19 protein-coding genes are annotated in these 16,765 nt (G+C 74.7%); 12 read left to right on the top strand and 7 right to left on the bottom strand.

The features are described from left to right. The first annotated feature begins 2 nt into the window (after window positions 1-2). The 4 genes from pgi (at window position 3) to JQN84_RS22560 (ending at window position 4,132) form a co-directional block, all read left to right on the top strand. Window positions 3-1,640 carry a glucose-6-phosphate isomerase gene (pgi, locus tag JQN84_RS22575; protein WP_204960523.1) on the top strand — a complete coding sequence of 546 codons (1,638 nt, stop codon included), beginning with the start codon at window positions 3-5 and terminating at the stop codon, window positions 1,638-1,640. A gap of 152 nt (window positions 1,641-1,792) precedes the next feature. Continuing rightward, complete coding sequence (locus JQN84_RS32355; protein ID WP_204960522.1) at window positions 1,793-2,494, top strand: FadR/GntR family transcriptional regulator; 702 nt, start codon at window positions 1,793-1,795, stop codon at window positions 2,492-2,494. Between the two features lie 100 nt (window positions 2,495-2,594). Then, window positions 2,595-3,422 carry a sterol desaturase family protein gene (locus tag JQN84_RS22565; RefSeq protein ID WP_204960521.1) on the top strand — a complete coding sequence of 276 codons (828 nt, stop codon included), beginning with the start codon at window positions 2,595-2,597 and terminating at the stop codon, window positions 3,420-3,422. After that, window positions 3,419-4,132: a lysoplasmalogenase gene (locus JQN84_RS22560; RefSeq protein WP_204960520.1), complete on the top strand. Its 714-nt coding sequence runs from the start codon at window positions 3,419-3,421 to the stop codon at window positions 4,130-4,132. Before JQN84_RS22565 ends, JQN84_RS22560 begins: the two co-directional genes overlap by 4 nt. Here the strand turns inward: JQN84_RS22560 and JQN84_RS22555 are convergent. Continuing rightward, on the bottom strand, window positions 4,077-4,916 hold the full coding sequence (locus JQN84_RS22555; protein WP_204960519.1) for an ATP-grasp domain-containing protein: 840 nt from the start codon (window positions 4,914-4,916) through the stop codon (window positions 4,077-4,079). The two genes, JQN84_RS22560 and JQN84_RS22555, sit on opposite strands and share 56 nt — an antisense overlap. Before the next feature lie 206 nt (window positions 4,917-5,122). Here JQN84_RS22555 and JQN84_RS22550 point away from each other — a divergent pair, with 206 nt between their 5' ends. After that, window positions 5,123-5,422: a hypothetical protein gene (locus tag JQN84_RS22550; RefSeq protein ID WP_204960518.1), complete on the top strand. Its 300-nt coding sequence runs from the start codon at window positions 5,123-5,125 to the stop codon at window positions 5,420-5,422. A gap of 126 nt (window positions 5,423-5,548) precedes the next feature. Here JQN84_RS22550 and JQN84_RS22545 read toward each other — a convergent pair whose 3' ends face one another. Continuing rightward, on the bottom strand, window positions 5,549-6,583 hold the full coding sequence (locus tag JQN84_RS22545; protein WP_204960517.1) for an ABC transporter substrate-binding protein: 1,035 nt from the start codon (window positions 6,581-6,583) through the stop codon (window positions 5,549-5,551). A 103-nt stretch (window positions 6,584-6,686) separates the two neighbouring features. Here JQN84_RS22545 and JQN84_RS22540 point away from each other — a divergent pair, with 103 nt between their 5' ends. From JQN84_RS22540 to JQN84_RS22530, 3 genes are read left to right on the top strand one after another with little or no spacing between them, the layout of a single operon-like run. Next, a complete protein-coding gene (locus tag JQN84_RS22540) occupies window positions 6,687-7,727 on the top strand; it encodes a FecCD family ABC transporter permease (protein ID WP_204960748.1) in 1,041 nt (346 codons plus the stop codon). Between the two features lie 35 nt (window positions 7,728-7,762). Then, window positions 7,763-8,788 carry a FecCD family ABC transporter permease gene (locus tag JQN84_RS22535; protein ID WP_204960747.1) on the top strand — a complete coding sequence of 342 codons (1,026 nt, stop codon included), beginning with the start codon at window positions 7,763-7,765 and terminating at the stop codon, window positions 8,786-8,788. A gap of 37 nt (window positions 8,789-8,825) precedes the next feature. Then, complete coding sequence (locus JQN84_RS22530) at window positions 8,826-9,614, top strand: ABC transporter ATP-binding protein (RefSeq protein ID WP_204960746.1); 789 nt, start codon at window positions 8,826-8,828, stop codon at window positions 9,612-9,614. On the opposite strand, the gene JQN84_RS22525 is transcribed toward JQN84_RS22530, so the two are convergent. The 3 genes from JQN84_RS22525 to JQN84_RS22515 are packed head-to-tail and all read right to left on the bottom strand — an operon-like array spanning window position 9,587 to window position 12,173. Next, on the bottom strand, window positions 9,587-10,141 hold the full coding sequence (locus JQN84_RS22525; protein WP_204960516.1) for a GerMN domain-containing protein: 555 nt from the start codon (window positions 10,139-10,141) through the stop codon (window positions 9,587-9,589). The two genes, JQN84_RS22530 and JQN84_RS22525, sit on opposite strands and share 28 nt — an antisense overlap. After that, on the bottom strand, window positions 10,138-11,493 hold the full coding sequence (locus tag JQN84_RS22520; RefSeq protein ID WP_204960515.1) for a sensor histidine kinase: 1,356 nt from the start codon (window positions 11,491-11,493) through the stop codon (window positions 10,138-10,140). The genes JQN84_RS22525 and JQN84_RS22520 overlap by 4 nt, the downstream gene beginning before the upstream one ends. After that, window positions 11,490-12,173: a response regulator transcription factor gene (locus JQN84_RS22515; protein WP_204960514.1), complete on the bottom strand. Its 684-nt coding sequence runs from the start codon at window positions 12,171-12,173 to the stop codon at window positions 11,490-11,492. The genes JQN84_RS22520 and JQN84_RS22515 overlap by 4 nt, the downstream gene beginning before the upstream one ends. Before the next feature lie 150 nt (window positions 12,174-12,323). On the opposite strand from JQN84_RS22515, the gene JQN84_RS22510 reads away from it, so the two are divergent. From JQN84_RS22510 to JQN84_RS22495, 4 genes are all read left to right on the top strand, one after another. After that, a complete protein-coding gene (locus JQN84_RS22510; protein WP_204960513.1) occupies window positions 12,324-12,722 on the top strand; it encodes an STAS domain-containing protein in 399 nt (132 codons plus the stop codon). Then, the gene (locus JQN84_RS22505; protein ID WP_204960512.1) at window positions 12,719-12,988 is read left to right on the top strand and encodes a GlsB/YeaQ/YmgE family stress response membrane protein; all 270 of its coding nucleotides are present in this window, start codon (window positions 12,719-12,721) and stop codon (window positions 12,986-12,988) included. Before JQN84_RS22510 ends, JQN84_RS22505 begins: the two co-directional genes overlap by 4 nt. Before the next feature lie 105 nt (window positions 12,989-13,093). Then, a complete protein-coding gene (locus JQN84_RS22500; protein ID WP_204960511.1) occupies window positions 13,094-13,702 on the top strand; it encodes an STAS domain-containing protein in 609 nt (202 codons plus the stop codon). Continuing rightward, window positions 13,702-13,983 (top strand): BON domain-containing protein, encoded by a 282-nt coding sequence (locus JQN84_RS22495; protein ID WP_239486018.1) that lies wholly within the window; start codon window positions 13,702-13,704, stop codon window positions 13,981-13,983. Before JQN84_RS22500 ends, JQN84_RS22495 begins: the two co-directional genes overlap by 1 nt. 34 nt (window positions 13,984-14,017) lie before the next feature. Here the strand turns inward: JQN84_RS22495 and JQN84_RS22490 are convergent, their stop codons facing one another. Both JQN84_RS22490 and JQN84_RS22485 read right to left on the bottom strand, forming a co-directional pair. Further along, a complete protein-coding gene (locus JQN84_RS22490; protein ID WP_372446007.1) occupies window positions 14,018-15,778 on the bottom strand; it encodes a sulfatase-like hydrolase/transferase in 1,761 nt (586 codons plus the stop codon). 56 nt (window positions 15,779-15,834) lie between these two features. Then, window positions 15,835-16,677, bottom strand: coding sequence for a CDP-alcohol phosphatidyltransferase family protein (locus tag JQN84_RS22485; RefSeq protein WP_204960509.1), 843 nt, complete (start codon window positions 16,675-16,677; stop codon window positions 15,835-15,837). Window positions 16,678-16,765 lie beyond the last annotated feature (88 nt).

Below are 16,765 nucleotides of genomic sequence, written 5' to 3'. Positions count from 1 at the left end.
CGATGGCTGCGAGTGTGACCACCACCGACGAATGGCAGGCGCTGCGCAAGCACGCCGAGACGATGCGCGGCACCCACCTGCGGGAGCTGTTCGCGGCCGACCGGCAACGGGGTGAGCGGCTCACCGGCGAGGTCGCCGACCTGCACGTCGACTACAGCAAGAACCTCGTCACCGACGAGACGTTCGGGCTGCTCACCGCGCTGGCCGGGCGGGTCGGGCTGACCGACCGGATCGCCGCCATGTTCGCCGGGGAACACATCAACTCCACCGAGGACCGGGCCGTGCTGCACACCGCGCTGCGGCTGCCGCGCGACGCCGCGTTGACCGTCGACGGTCAGGACGTGGTCGCCGACGTGCACCGGGTGCTGGACCGGATGGCCGCGTTCAGCGACCGGGTCCGCTCCGGGCAGTGGCGCGGGCACACCGGCGAGCGGATCAGCACGGTGGTCAACATCGGCATCGGCGGTTCCGACCTCGGGCCGGTGATGGCGTACGAGGCGCTCAAGGCGTACCGGGACGGCGGGATCGCCTGCCGGTTCGTCTCCAACATCGACCCGACCGACATCCACGACAAGACCCACGACCTGGACCCGGCGAGCACCCTGTTCGTGGTGGTGTCGAAGACCTTCTCCACGCAGGAGACGCTGGCCAACGCCGAGCAGGCCAAGACGTGGCTGCTGTCGGGCTTGGACGCCGACGACGACGCGGCGATCGCGAAGCACTTCGTGGCGGTGAGCACCAACGCGGGCCGGGTGGCCGACTTCGGCATCGACCCGGAGAACATGTTCGGCTTCTGGGACTGGGTGGGTGGCCGGTACTCGCTGCCGTCGGCGGTCGGGCTGTCGGTGATGCTGTCGGTCGGGCCGGACCGGTTCCGCGAGCTGCTGGCCGGCTACCACGCCGTCGACGAGCACTTCCGCACCACGCCGGTGGAGCGGAACCTACCGGCGCTGCTGGGCCTGCTCAACGTCTGGTACGTCGACTTCCTCGGCGCGCAGACCCACGCCGTGCTGCCCTACTCGCAGTACCTGCACCGGTTCCCGGCGTACCTGCAACAGCTCACCATGGAGAGCAACGGCAAGTCGGTGACCCTGGACGGCACTCCGGTGGACCACCCGACCGGGGAGATCTTCTGGGGCGAGCCGGGCACCAACGGCCAGCACGCCTTCTACCAGCTCATCCACCAGGGCACCGTGCTGATCCCGGCGGACTTCATCGCGTTCAGCCAGCCCAACCACGACCTGGGCGAGATGCACGACCTGTTCATGTCGAACTTCTTCGCGCAGACCGCCGCGCTGGCCTTCGGCCGGACCAAGGAGCAGGTCGAGGCGGAGGGGACGGCCGCCGACGTGGTGCCGCACCGGGTGATGCCGGGCAACCACCCGACCACCTCGATCATCGCGCCGAAGCTCACCCCGTCGACGCTGGGCCAGCTCATCGCGCTCTACGAGCACATCGTGTTCACCTGCGGCGTGGTGTGGGACATCAACCCGTTCGACCAGTGGGGGGTGGAGCTGGGCAAGGTGATGGCCAACCAGCTCGCCCCGAAGCTGACCGGTGACGCGCCGGACCTGGCCGACGTGGACTCCTCCACCGCCGCGCTGATCCGCCGCTACCGCCGGGAGCGCGGCCGGGGCTGAGGTCCGGACGGCCGCTGCCGGGCGCACTCCGGCGGGGGTCACCGGTGGGTCCGTCGGACGGCGGCCGGGTCACCCGACCCGGCCGCCGTCTTTTTCGACGCAACTGGTCCAACCAGTTGACGGGTTGACCGGTACGCCGCCAGACTGCTGCCGTGACCTTCGTCCCCGCACCCCGCAGCTCCGTCTCCGACCACGTCTTCGGCCAGCTCCGCGACGCCATCGTCAGCGGGCGGCACGCCCCGGGTGACCCGCTGCCGGGGGAACGCGAACTCGCCACCGCGTTCGCGGTCAACCGGCACGCCGTCCGGGAGGCGTTGCGTCGGCTCCAGCAGCTCGGGCTGCTGCGGGTCAGCCAGGGCGGCGTCACCCGGGTGCTGGACTGGCGGGTGCACGCCGGCCTCGACCTGGCCCTGTCCCTCGCCCAGTCCGGCGACGTGCTGCCGGTGGAGCACCTGGTCCGGGACATGCTCGAGATGCGCGCCTGCGTCGGGGTCGACGCGGCCCGACGCTGCGCGGTGCGGGCCCCCGCAGCGGTACGCCGGGTCGTGGTCGACACCGTCGAGGGGTTCGCCGCGCTCGCCCCCGACCTGTCCGCGATGGCCGAGGCGAACATCGCGCTGTGGCGGCACATCGTCACCGGCAGCGGCAACACCGCCTACCTGCTCTCGTTCAACAGCCTGGTGGCCGGGGCGCTGGCCGTCGGCGAGGTGCCGCCGGCCCGACGCGCGGCCGAACTGCTGGACGTCGCCGGGCACCGCCGGCTGGCCGCCGCGATCGCCGAGGGCCGGGGCGACGACGCCGCCACCGAGGCGCACACCCTGCTCACCGCGTCCCTCACCAGCCCGACCGGCTGACCGGCGGGCATCCCCCACCGGTCGACCCGCACCACCCCACCCGCCGACCCGTCCCGGGCGTCCACCCCCGTCGCCCGTCCCCCGGAAGGGAACGTCGCACATGATCCCCGCCGTGCTCTACGCCGTACCGGCGTTCCTGCTGCTCATCGCCGTCGAGGCGTGGTCGTACCGGTTCGCGCCGGACGACGACGAACGCGGCTACGAGCGGCGGGACACCACCACCAGCCTCACCATGGGCGCCGGCAGCCAACTGATCGGCTTCCCGTGGAAACTGCTCACCGTCGGCCTCTACGTCGCGCTGTGGACGGTCGCGCCGGTGCAGCTCTCCCCCACCAGCGTCGGGACCTGGGTGCTGCTGTTCGTCGCCGACGACCTGGCCTACTACTGGTTCCACCGCACCCACCACGAGGTACGCCTGTTCTGGGCCAGTCACGTGGTGCACCACTCCAGCACCCACTTCAACCTCTCCACCGCGCTGCGGCAGAGCTGGACGCCGATGACCTCGCTGCCGTTCTGGCTGCCGCTGGCGCTGCTCGGCATCCCACCCTGGATGATCTTCCTCCAGCAGTCGGTCAGCCTGCTCTACCAGTTCTTCCTGCACACCGAGCGGGTCGACCGGCTGCCCCGGCCGGTGGAGTGGTTCTTCAACACCCCGTCGCACCACCGGGTGCACCACGGCGCGAACCGCGAGTACCTGGACCGCAACTACGGCGGCATCCTGATCGTCTGGGACCGCCTCTTCGGCAGCTTCGCCCCGGAGGACACCGCCGTCCGGTACGGGCTGACGACGAACATCGGCACCTACAACCCGCTGCGGGTGGCCACCCACGAGTACGCCGCGATCTGGGCCGACGTCCGGCGGGCCGGTTCGTGGCGGCACCGGCTCGGGCACGTTCTCGGCCGCCCCGGCTGGCAGCCCACCCGATGAACAGCACCCGCGCCGGCCTGGGCCGGCCGGCGTCCGGCGTGGTCGGCCGGTGGTGGCTCGGGTCGTTCGGGCTGGCCGCCGCCGTCGAGCTGATGGGGGTCGCCCTCGACGCGCCGGCCGTGCAGTGGGCGGCCAAGCCGCTGCTCGCCCCGCTGCTGCTCGGCTGGCTGCTCGCCGTCAGCCGGCGGTGGGACCCGGTGGCGACCGGGCTGGTCTGCGCGACCGCCGGTGACGTGGCGCTGCTGGTACCCGGCAGCACCGCGTTCCTGCTCGGGATGGGGTGCTTCCTCGGCACCCAGCTGGCGTTCCTGACCGCGTTCCTGCGGCACCGGCGGCCACCCGCGTCGGCCGTCGCCGGCTACCTGGCCCTGTGGGCGGCGGCGAACGCGCTGCTCTGGGGCCGGCTGGGCGACCTGCGGCTACCGGTGCTCGGCTACAGCCTGGCGTTGACCCTGATGGCCGCCGCCGGGTGGGGGGTGTCCCGGCGGGTGGCCGCCGGGGGCGCGCTGTTCCTCCTGTCCGACCTGCTGATCGGGGTCGAGGCGACGGGCGTCCGGCTGCCCGGCCACGGGCTGTGGGTGATGACCACCTACCTCGCGGCCCTGCTGTTGATCACCACTGGCTGGGCGGGCCGCCGGGTCGGGCCGCCCCGGCTCAGCCGAGGGCGGCGATCAGTGCCTGTGGGGCCATCGTGGACGGGCGGTCGCTGACCTGACCGTCGCCGATCTCCACCAGCCGCCACCGGCCGTCGGCCCGCCATGCCAGGTCGGCGGTGACGAAGGGCAGGTCGAGCGCCGCCACCACGGCAGCCAGCGGCCCGAGGTCCGCCGGCACGTCGGGCAGCTCCGTCGGGGTGTCCGGGTGCGGCCCGGTGAGCACGCAGCGGCCGTCGACCCACCAGGTGCGGATCTCGACGCCGGCCAGGGGTTCGAAGCGGCGCAGCACGAAACCACCGGCGACGTCGTCGTCGCGCAGTTCGCGCAGCCGGGTCGCGACCCGCCAGGCGGCGTCACCGTCGGTCAGCTCCGGCACGAAACACGCCTCGTGCCAGTGGTGCTTGGCGGATTTGGTCCAGTCCCGCAGCACCGCCGGGCCGCTGCCCAGCGCCGTGCGGACCCGGTCGAAGTCGGCCCGGTCGACGCCGACCGTCCAGCGGGACTCCGGGGTGAGCGCCGCCGCCGTGGCGTACCACCCGGGCAGCTCGTGGGCGCGGCGGTACCGGTCGGGGTCGGTGCGCAGGGTGACCTGCCGGGCGCGCAGCGCCTCGGCGAAGCCGGCGTACCGGGTGGCGGAGAACATCCAGCCCCGGTAGACCGCGTCGTCGGCGGCGGGCACCCCGGCGACCGCCCGGGTGACGTCCCGCCCCGCCGCGAGGGCGTCGTGGTCGACGACGGCGACCGGGTGCCCGGCCTCCCGGGCCGCCTGCGCCTCCGCCGCGAAGTGCGGGTCCGGTCGACGGGGGCGCAGCGGGTCGGCCGGGACGATCAACAGCATGCCGGCATCCTCCCCCGGCCGGCCCGCCCGCAACCACCGTCTTTTTCCCGCGAACGCAACGCACGGACTTACCCGGAATGGGGGCACGAACGGTCACGCTGTCGGACAGATCCGCAGCGTGGCGGTGGTCATCCCCACCCGGGGCGGTTGGTTTCGCTTGCGCGCGGGGTGGAGACTCTTCTTCGGTACCGACAAAGGGGGAGACCGTGCCCGACACCGACCGCCCGCAGCGACATACCCGAGCCGCCGTTCCCGCCGGGGTCACCGATCCGCTCCTGTGGCGGATGGCCCTCGACGTGATCGACGCGCACCACCCCGACCAGTCCGGGCGGTGCGACAACCTGCTCTGCGAACACCAGGAGTGGCCCTGCGACGCCGCCCGCAACGCCCACCGGGCGCTGACCATGGCCGGCGACGTGACGACAGGCGTCGTCGACGACAGGCGCACCGTACGGGAGCAGCCCGGCCGACCCACGCGCCGCGCGCGTACCGTCGAGGCGGCCTGAACCGTCGATCGCCGTCCCCCTCGCCCCCGGCGGCTGGCGCACCGGACCGGTGAGGGGGACGCGGCGTGTCCTGCCGGCTGCGGCCCGCCGGACTCCCGTCCGACCTGGACGGCCGCCGGCCGGCAGTCAGCCGAGGCGCTTGGCGGAACGGATCGCGGCGGCCAGGTTCTCCAGCAGCGGGGCCGCCCCCGCGTACGAGAACCGGGGCACCGCGTCCCACGGGGTCACCTGGTTGGCCCGGACCGCCGGCAGCTGCGCCCAGGTGGGCTTGGCCGCGAGGTCCTTGGGCTGCAACGCGGTGGAACGGTTGTCCAGCAGGATCAGGTCGGCCGGGAACTTGCCGGCGTTCTCCCAGCTCAGCGCCTCGAAGTAGTCGCCGGCCTCCAGCTTGGTGGGCACCACGATGTCCACGCCCAGCTCGGCGAAGTACATCAGGTCGGTGCTGACCTTCGGGTTGGAGACGTAGAACAGGTCGGGGCTGCCCGAGGAGGCCATCACCCGGATGCCCGGGTTGGCCTTGACCGCCGCCCGCACCTGCTCGGCAGCAGCCTCGAAGCGGGCCTTGGCCGTGGTGACCTTCGCAGCGGACAGGTCCGCGCCGAGCGAGCGGGCCAGTTCGGCGTACCGCTCGATCGGGCGGGTCATCGGGGTACGCGCGGTGGCGATCGCCACGCTGGGCGCGAGCTGGAGGATCTTGTCGCGGCTCTCGTCGGGGACATACCACAGGGCGTCCGGGTCGTACATGTGGGTGACCAGCAGTTCGGGGCGCAGCGCGGCGTACTTCTCCACGTTGAACTCACCCCAGACGTTGCCCAGCACGGTGACCTTGTCGACGTCGAGGTCACCGGCCTGCGGCTCGCGGGAGCCGTCGGTGCGGGTGGTCTCGCCGAACACCCCGACGAGCGCGGAGTCGAGTCCGAAGTCGACCAGCGCGGCGGCCACCCCGGTGAAGGCGACCACCCGGGTCGGCATGCTGGCCGTCTCGACCTTGCGCTGGCGGTCGTCGGTGAAACTCCACGGGCCGGCCGGGCCGTTGCCGGCGGGCTCCGCCGGGCCGTCGCCCCCGCCGCAGGCGGCGAGGAGCGCGGTCAGGGCTGCACCCCCACCGGCGGCGAGCAGCCCCCGGCGGGAGAGACGGGGTGAGGACGAGGAAGGCAACATGCGATGTCTTTCGATCCGGTGCGGACCGTGACGATCCGCGACAGCACAGTTAGGCTAACCTAACCTAAATCACTGTCAACCCGGTGCACGCCGCTCTTCGCCCCTGGAGCCGACACTGTCCGCCACCCTATCCTCACCCACCGCCGCGGCGGCCCGGACACCGACCCGCCGGCGCATCGGCGTCCGGGCCGCCGGACTCGGCACCGGCCTGCTGCTGCTCGTCGCCGTGACGGTGCTCAGCATCGCCGTCGGCGCGAAACAGCTCACCCTCGTCGAGGTGTGGCACGGCCTGTTCTCCCCCGACGCCCCCGAACACGCGGTGGTGCAGCAGATGCGGCTGCCGCGTACCCTGCTCGGGCTGCTCGCCGGGGCCGCCCTCGGGGTGGCCGGCGCGCTGATGCAGGCGCTCACCCGCAACCCGCTCGCCGACCCCGGCCTGCTCGGCATCAACGCCGGCGCGTCCGCCGCCGTGGCCACCGCCACCGCCCTGCTCGGCATCGCCTCCGTCCGCGGCTGGATCTGGTTCGCCCTGCTCGGCGCGGTGATCGTCACGGTGGCGGTGCACGCCGTCGGCGGCGGCCGACAGGCCACCCCGGAACGGCTCGCGCTGGCCGGGGCCGCCCTCAACGCGGTGCTCTACTCGTTCGTCAGCGCCGTCATGCTGCTCGACGCGGCCTCGCTGGACCGGCTGCGGTTCTGGACGGTCGGCTCGCTGGCCACCGCCGACTTCACCACCGTCGCCACGGTGGCCCCGTTCATCCTGGCCGGCCTGCTGGTCGGGCTGGCCGGGGCCCGCCCGCTCAACGCCCTGGCCCTCGGCGACGACGCGGCCCGCGCGCTGGGTGCCAGCCCCGCACTGATCAGGGCCGGCACGGTCACCGCGGTCACCCTGCTCTGCGGCGCGGCCACCGCCGCCTGCGGACCGATCGTCTTCGTCGGGCTGCTCGTCCCCCACCTGGTCCGCGCGCTGACCGGCCCCGACCTGCGCTGGCTGCTGCCCTACGCGGCGGTGCTCGCCCCGGTGCTGCTACTCGGCGCCGACGTGCTCGGCCGGGTCCTCGGCCGACCCGGGGAACTCCAGGTCGGCCTGGTCACCGCCGTGCTCGGCGGGCCGCTGTTCCTGCGTCTGGTGGCCCGCAGGTGAGCCGCACCCGCCCCGCCGCCGCACCGGCCCGGCCACTGGCCCGGGCGGTGCGGATCGGCACCCGCTCGGTACGCTGGCGCGGCCGCAGCGTGGCCGTCGGGCTGGGCACCGCCGCCCTGACCGTCGTCCTCGGGGTGCTCGCGATCGGCGGCGGCGACTACCCGATGAGCACCGCCGATGTGCTGCGTACCCTGACCGGCGGCGGCACCGTCGCCGAGAACTTCATCGTCGGCGAGCTGCGGCTGCCCCGGCTGGTGACCGCGCTCGGCGTCGGCGCGGCGCTGGCGCTGTCCGGCGCGATCCTCCAGTCACTGGTCCGCAACCCGCTGGGCAGCCCCGACGTGCTCGGTGTCACCCAGGGCGCGTCGACCGGCGCGCTGATCGTGGTGGTGACCGGGGGCGGCACCCTGCTGCTGTCCGGCGCGGCGCTGCTCGGCGGCCTCGCCACCGGCCTGCTGCTGTGGACGGTGGCCGGCCGGCACGGCGTGCACGGCTACCGGCTGGTGCTGGTCGGCATCGGCACCACGGCGATCCTCACCGGCGTCAACGGGTGGCTGCTCACCCGGGCCCCGCTGATGGACGCGGCCCGCGCCGTGCTCTGGCTCACCGGCAGCCTCGACGGGCGGGACTGGGCGCAGGCCGTCCCGCTGCTCGGCCTGCTGGCGCTACTCACGCCGGTGGTGGCCGGCACCGCCCGGGCGCTGAACCTGATCGAGCTGGGCGACGACACCGCCACCGCGCTCGGCGTGCCGGTGTCGCTGGTACGGCAACTGCTGCTCGGCGCGGCGGTGCTGCTCGCCGCCGGGGCGGCGGCCGCCGCCGGACCGGTGTCCTTCGTGGCCCTGGTCGCGCCGCACCTGGCCCGCCGGCTCACCCGGACGCCCGGACCGAACCTGGCAGCCGCCGCCGGCACCGGGGCGGTGCTGCTGCTCGCCGCCGACCTGGCCGCCCAGCGGACCATCGAGGGCCACCAACTGCCCGTCGGGGTGGTCACCGGGTTGATCGGCGGGGCCTACCTGGTGTGGCTGCTCGCCGCGCGCCGTCGCGCGGCACGGATCTGAGGAGGACACGGTGACGAGTCGACTCGGCGGGGTCGGGATGACCCTGGCCTACGAGCGGCGGGTGGTGGCCCGGGACCTGACGGTGGCCGTGCCGGACCGGTCGTTCACGGTGGTGATCGGCCCCAACGCCTGCGGCAAGTCCACCCTGCTGCGGGCCCTGGCACGGACGCTGCGGCCGACCGCCGGCACGGTGCTGCTCGACGGCCGGGACATCCACACGATGCGGTCCCGGGAGGTGGCCCGCACCCTCGGCCTGCTGCCGCAGACGTCGGTCGCGCCGGAGGGCATCACCGTGGCCGACCTGGTCGCCCGGGGCCGCTACCCGCACCAGGGGCTGCTGCGGCAGTGGTCGACCGAGGACGAGCGGGTGGTGGCCGAGTCGATGGCCGCCACCGGCGTCACCGAGCTGGCCGCGCGGCCCGTCGACGAACTCTCCGGCGGGCAGCGGCAGCGGGTCTGGATCGCGATGGCGCTGGCCCAGCAGACCTCCCTGCTGCTGCTCGACGAACCCACCACCTACCTGGACGTCGCGCACCAGATCGAGGTGCTCGACCTGTGCGCCCGGCTGCACGAGGAACAGGGCCGGACCCTGGTCGCGGTGCTGCACGACCTGCACCACGCCGCCCGCTGGGCCACCCACCTGATCGCCATGCGCGACGGCCGGGTGGTGGCCCAGGGCGACCCGCGTGAGGTGGTCACCGCCGCCCTCGTCGAGGAGGTGTTCGGGCTGCCCTGCCGGATCGTCGAGGACCCGGAGACGGGCACCCCGCTGGTCGTGCCCCGGGCCCGGCGTGGGCGTCAGTCCGGGCCGGTGAGCGCCGGGTAGTCGGCGGCGGTCAGCGGCCCGGCCGACAGCGAGCCGTCGGCGCGGGGCACCTCCAGCGGCCGGCCGCGCAGTAGGAACGACACCCCGGCGACGTCGGAACGGCTGTCCAGGGTGCAGACGATCTGCCCGTAGGCGAGCACCTCGTCGCTGCGACCGGATTCCTCCCCCGGTGGCTCCACCTCCACCTGGGCCCGCCCGTCGACCACCCGGACGCCGAGCACGTGCACCGCGCCGGGCAGGGCGGTGCCCAGGCCGACCGCCCGTTCGGCCCGGGTGGGGCCTTCCAGCAGGCGGCGCAGGTGCCCGTCCACCCCGCCGGCCGCGTCGACCTGCCGGACCGTACGCACCAGCTGACCACCACGGACCAGGCAGAACGCCTGCTCCACCCGGCCGGGGGCGCTGCTCGCGGCCGGGGCGGCGGGCGGACCGAACGGCGGTTCGACTGACCGGGGCTGTTTGTCGGCCGGCACCCCGCAGCCGGCGAGCAGCAGCGCCGCCACCAGCACCGCCACCGGCCGGCGGGTCACGGTCGGCTCCCCGGCAGCTCCACCCGGAACCGGGCGCCGCCGCCCGGCCGGTCGGACACGCTGGCCCGGCCGCCGTGGGCGGCGGCGTGCTGGGCGACCAGTGCCAGGCCCAGGCCGGTCCCGTCGCCGCCGGCCCGGTCGTGCGCGGCCCGCCCCCGGACGAACCGGTCGAAGACCACCTCCCGGTCGGCCACCGGCACCCCCGGGCCGGCGTCGTCGACCTCGACCACCCCGGTGCCGTCGGAGAGCCACAGCCGCACCGCGACCGGGCCGCCGCCGTAACGGACCGCGTTGTCCAGCAGGTTGACCAGCAACTGCTCCAGCCGGCGGGGGTCGACCGACCAGTGTCCCGGGGCGGGCGGCCCGGCCTCCACCAGGGAACCGGGCAGGCCCCGCCCCCGGCACACGTCCCGGGCCAGCGCCACCACGTCGACCTCCTCGCGCTGCGCCGGCCGGTCACTGCGGGCCAGCTCGATCAGGTCGTTGACCAACTGCTGGAACCGGGTGATCTCCTCGCTGACCAGGCCGGCGGCGGTGGCCGTCCGGTCGTCCAGGCCCTCGCGCCGCCGGGACAGCACGCTCGCCGCCGCCGCCAGCGTCTGCAACGGCGACCGCAGCTCGTGGGCGACGTCGGCGGCGAACCGCCGGTCCCGTTCGATGCGGACCGCCACCTGGTCGACCATCCGGTTGAACGAGGTGGACAGCCGGGCCAGGTCCGGGTCGGTGCCGGGGGCGAGCCGGGCGGTCACGTCCCCCGCCGCGATCTTCTCGGCGGCGTCGGCCACCGCCGTCAACGGCCGCAGCCCGTGCCGGGTGGCGTACCAGCCCAGCGCCGCGCCGGAGCCGGCGACGGTGACCGCCACCACGGTCAGCGCCAACGCCAGCACCTGGAAGGTCTGCTCCAGCTCCCGCAGCGAGGTGATCTCGTAGTAGCCGGTCGCGTCGGCCAGCGGCACCCCGACCAGCAGCGCCGGCTGCCCGTCGACGCGGACCCGCTGCACCGCCGGTTCACCGTCGGCGACCATCGCCATCAGCCCGGCCGGCACCGCACCGGAGGGCCCCTCGTCGGCGGTGCGGGCATACCAGCGGCCGTCGCGGTGCACCAGGGCCCGGCGGCTGCCCCCGGTATCCAGGGTGCGCAGCACCTCGTAGACGTCCGGGGTGTCGGTGTCCAGGCCGGCGCGGACCACCGCCGCGTCGAAGTACGCCGCCCGCAGCGCCGTACGCTCCCGCTCGTCGAGCAGCGAGCGGCGCACCAGCTCGTACGAGATCAGCGCCATCAGCGCCGACAGCAGCAACGCCCCGATCGCGAACGCGGCGGTGACCCGGGCCCGCAGGCCGAGCCGCCTCATCGTTGCAGCTTGTAGCCGAGGCCCCGCAGGGTGACCAGGTGCCGGGGGTTCGCCGGATCGGCCTCGATCTTCTGCCGCAGCCGGCCCACGTGCACGTCGACCAGCCGCTCGTCGCCGGTCTCGTAGCCCCACACCCGGCTGAGCAGCTGCTGGCGGGACAGCACCCGGCCGGCGTGCTCGGCCAGCTCGCAGAGCAACCGGAACTCGGTGCGGGTCACCGGCACCGGCCGTCCCGACCGGCGCACCTCGCCGGCCTCCGGGCTGATCTCCAACGCGCCGAAGACCAGCACCGGCACCGCCGCCGACGGCACGACGGCGGTCCGGCCCCGGCGGCGCAGCGCCCGCAACCGGGCCGAGAGTTCCTTGATGGCCACCGGCTTGACCAGGTAGTCGTCCGCACCCGCCTCCAACGCGGCGACGATGTCGTGGGTGTCGTCGCGGGCGCTGACCACCACGATCGGCACGTCGTCGTCGCGGCGCAACTGCCTGATGCACTCGAACCCGTCCAGGCCGGGCAACATCAGGTCGACCAGCACGTAGTCGGCGGTGTCCTGCCGCTGCGCCCGCAACCCCTCCTCGGCCGTGGCCGCCCCGCGCGCCAGGTAGCCCTCGTCCTCCAGGGCCAGCAGCAGCGCCAGACGGATCCGGTCGTCGTCCTCGATCACCAGTACGCCCGCCATCGGGAAATCGTGCCCGGTGGGCGGCGACGATGACGAACCGGGCACGGCCAACGCGGGATTTGTCACGCAACTGACATACGTCCGCGCGGCGGTCGCCAACCTCGCCCCGGAGGCTGGGGCCGGACAGCGAGCGTGGAAGGAGGACGAGTCGTGGGAGCGTCCCGCCCGGAATGCACCGTACCGCTGGTGGAGGTGTGCGTCACCGACGACCTGGACCTGGCCGCGCTGGCCCGGTCCCGGCAGGTCTTCGACCGGCTCGTCGCGTTGCGCCCGGCCCACGTGGTGGTGGACCTGTCCGAGTGCCGGCATCTCGACGCCGCCGCGATCGGGCTACTGCTCGACGTGCACCGGGAACTGGCCCGCCACGGCGGCGTGCTGACCCTGCGCGACCCGAGCGCCCGGGCGTTGCGCGTGCTCAGCGCCGCCCGGGTGTCCCGGGTGCTGCCGATGGTCACCACCCCACGGGCCCCGCGGGTGGACGGCGGGCCGGTCCCGTCCGCCGCCCACCGGCAGCCCGCCCCACGCCGGGTCCGGGAGCACAGTCGGTGAGCGTGCCCGGGATCGTCGCCGCCGTCGTCGTCGGGCTCGTCATCGGCGCGCTGGGCCGGCTCGTCGCCGGTGGCCGTACGCAGGTCCCGCTCTGGCTCACCCTCGCCGTCGGCCTGGTCGCCGCGCTGCTCGGCACCATCGTCAGCCGGCTGGTGGGCATCGACAGCGACGGTTTCACGCTCCGACAGCTGATCGTGCAGGTCGGCCTGGCCGGGGTCGCCGTGGCGCTGGTCGTCGGCACCGCCGGCGGCCGGACCGAGCCCTGACCCACCGGAACCGGTCGTGGTCCGGCGCGCGGGGTCTCCGGTCGACCACCGCGCACCGGGCCACGACCACCGGAGAGCCACGGCCATCCTCGAGGAGGAGATCCGATGACCGTCGTACCTGACGAACCGCTGATGACGCTGATCTGTGACAGCTGCGGGGCGGTGGCGAGCGGCCCGGCCTGCGTCCTGCCCGACGCCGAGGTGGTCTGGACGTTCGTGGCCGAGCAGGGCTGGACGGGTTCGCCGTTCGCCACCGGGCCGCACCGCTGCCCCCGCTGCGACCTGGCCCCCGAACCGGGCCCGGCACCCACGCGTGCCCCGCGCCGCGGCGACCCGCTCGGCGTGCTGGGCGTCGAGCACCTCGACGAGGTCGCGGTCGTCACCGCCGCCGGTGACCTGGACCTCGCCACCGGCGATGCCCTGCACGGCGCGCTGACCGAGGCCGTCGGGGCCGACCGGCACGTGGTGGTGGACCTGGCCCGGGTGCACCTGATCGACTCCACCGCGCTCGGGGAACTGGTCCGGGCCCGGCAGGACGCCCGGCAGCGGGACCGGCAACTCAGCCTCGCCGGGCCGTCCCGGTTCGTCCGCACCGTGCTGCACACCATGCGGCTGGACCGGGTGTTCCCGGTCTTCGACACCCGCCGGGCGGCGGTGGACTGGTCCCGGTCCGACGCGACCGAACGGCCCCGGGAGAGGAGCACGGCGTGGTGATGCCGTGGCCGCTGCCCGACGAGAGCTGGTTCCGTCCGCAGCCCGACCCGCCCGGCCCGCCCGGCGAGGACGTCCGGCTGGCCGCCGAGGTGGCGTACCGGATCGTCAGCGGGGTCGGCCTGCGGGCCCGGCGGATCACCGTCACCGTGCAGAACCGGGTGGCGATCCTCGGCGGGGTCGTCCCCGATGTCGACGCCCGGCAGCTCGCCGGCCGGGTCGCCTGGGAGGTGCCCGGCGTGGTCGACGTGTGCAACGCGGTCAGGTTGACCGCGCAGCGCTGACCGTCCGGCGGCACCGGACGGTCAGCGCGGGACCTCAGCGCGGCGCGGCGACGTGGGCGGGCGGCTGCGGGCCGAAGGCGGCGAGGAACCGGTCGCGGAAGGTGTCCATCGGCCACACCGGGGCGTCCGGGCCGGGACGCAGTCCCTCCTGCCAGCCCCAGCCGGACACCCGGGCCAGCACCGCCGGGTCGCGGGCGAGCACGGTGATCGGCACGTCCCGGCTCGCGTTCGGGCCGGTGACCAGCGGGGACGGCTGGTGGTCACCGAGGAAGACCAGCACCGTGTCGTCGTCGCCGTACGTCTCGACGTAGGAGATCAGGCTGTTCAGCGAGTACTCGACGGCCCGCCGGTAGCCGGTGCGCACCTCGGTGGTGCTGCGCCCCACCACGTCCTTCGGGTTGAACGCCACCGACGTCGGCCGGCGGTAGATCGAGCCGTCACCGACGTGCTCCCAGTCGAGCATCCGGGGGATCGCCCCCCACGGGGAGTGGCTGGAGACCAGCGGGATCTGCGCCATGATCGGGGCGTGGCCCGGGGTCCGCTCCCGGCGCTGGAACGTCGCCAGGGTGTACTGGTCGGGCATCGGGGCGTAGCTGAACTGCGGGCCCCGGTAGTCCAGCCCCGCCGCGTCGTGGTAGCGGTCGTAGCCGAAGAACGCCCCCTCCGGCCAGGGTGAGGTGGCCGCCGGCATCACCCCGACGGTCTGCCAGCCGGCCCGCCGGAACGCCTTGTTGAGGGTCAGCCGGTCGCTGGCCAGCAGGCTGTCGTGGCGCTGCTGGTTGTCGATCCACAGCCCGGACAGCAGCGTGTCGTGGGCCAGCCAGCTCCCCCCGCCGAAGGTGGGCGAGGTGAGGAAGCCGCTGCGGGCGGTGAACCCGGCTTTGGCCAGCCGCTTCGTGCCCCCGTCGAGCACCGCGCCGACCCCACCGGCGAACTCCGGGTCCTCGACGGCGTCCCGGCCGTAGCTCTCCACGAAGGCCAGCAGCACGTCCTTGCCGCGCAGCGCGGTGAGCAGCTGGTCACCCGGGGTGTCCCGGTAGGCGTCCCGGGCCACCTGGTCGGCGAACTCCCGCCGGTCGCGCAGGCCCGCACCGGCCTGGCCGACGTGCTGCCCGACCAGGGTCGCCGTGCCCGAGTCGGCGACCGGCACCCCGAGCGTCGCGGCGGCCACCCAGACGGCGGTCAGCCCGGCCACCACCCGTACGGCGGTCCGGCGGTGCCCGGTCGTCAGCCGGGTCAGCCGCAGCACCGACCGGGTGGTGAGCACCAGCAGGGCCACCACCAGGGCGACCAGACCGACGGCGGCGGCGACCGCGCCGCCGGAGCCCACCGAGTCGGTGACGAAGGCGTAGCCGTCGTCGAGCAGCACCCAGTCGAGGACCAGGTCGAACGGGCGGGCGAAGCTGGCCGACATGCCCAGGTCGAGCACCTTGACGACGGCCACCAGCCCCAGCGCCACCCCGACCGCCACCGCGACCGGTCGCCGGGCCCGGCCGGGCAGCGCCAGCAGCAGGGCGGCGGCGACCAGCGCCTCGACCGGCACCCGCAGGAACGCCATCGGGGTGAGCTGGTCGAACCGGCCCGGCGCGGTCAGCACCGCCAGGACCAGCAGCCCGGCCAGCACGGTGGTCACCCGCCCGGCGACCGTACGCCACCGTCCCCGGCCCGCCCCGGCCGGCGGCGGCGGACCGGCGGCGTCGGCCCCGTCGGCGGGCCCGGCAGGCGCGTCGGACCCGGAAGGGCCGGTGGGCTCGGCTGCCGTGCTCGGGCGACGCAGGCGTGACAACAACGACACTCCGGATGGTCCTTCCTGGGGAGGGTCCCGGCGCGCGGCCGGGTCGGCGGGCCGGCTCAGACCGGCTGGTGGGCGACGAACGACCGGTCGGTGATCGAATCGACCCGGGGCCGCACCGATGGTACGGACGGCAGCGCCGCGACAGCCGGCAGCGGCGCCACGCCCGGCAGTGCCGCGACCGGCGTCGGCGCGGCGACCCGGGCGGGCCGGGTCGACCTGTGCCACCACAGCCAGCCGACGTCGTGGCCGAACGACTCGACCAGCAGCGCCAACGCCACCGCCGCCAGCACGGCGGTCACCGGCCGGGCCAGCACGTCGGCGGCGACGACGAGCAGCAGCACCCCCTGGGTGGCGGCGACCACCTTGCGCCAGAAACGGGGCGGCAGCGTCCCCCGCATCCAGGGCAGCAGCCAGCCGGCGACGACGAAGGCGTAGCGCAACCCGCCGATGGCGAGCACCCACGGCCCCACCACCGGCGTCACCTGGACGCTGAGCACCAGGATCAGGAACGCGTCGACCTCCATGTCGAAGCGCGCGCCGAGCGCGCTGGCCGTGCCGGTGCGCCGGGCCACCCAGCCGTCCACCGCGTCCAGGGCCAGCGCCACCGCCGTCATCGGCACCAGCACCGACAGCGGGGTCGGACCGGAGAACCCGGTGACGACCAGGGCGGTCACCCCGCCGACCAGCACCCCCCGGGTGAGCGTCACCCGGTCGGCCGGCCCGAGCCGGTCGACGCCCCGGTGGCGCAGGCCGCGCTGCAACGCGACGCAGGTGACCACGCCGTACCCGAGGCCGGCCAGCCAGCCGGCGACGTCGAGCCCGACGGTCGCGGCCAGCCCGGCCAGCAGGACGGTCTGTGCGGTCAGGCCGAGCACCGGACCGGTTCGAACCCTGGACACCCTGCCTCCGTGTTTATGATCGACGACCTCGGCAGTGGGTACGCAGGACGCGGCCGTTTCGTTCGGTTCCGCCGGCAGAAGAGGAGAA

Origin of the sequence: Micromonospora humidisoli, from assembly GCF_016900955.1 — a bacterium.
GTDB classification, from domain to species: Bacteria; Actinomycetota; Actinomycetes; order Mycobacteriales; family Micromonosporaceae; genus Micromonospora; species Micromonospora wenchangensis.
The sequence above is the reverse complement of the archived record's forward strand: the minus strand, read 5'-3'. Positions and strand labels throughout refer to the sequence as shown.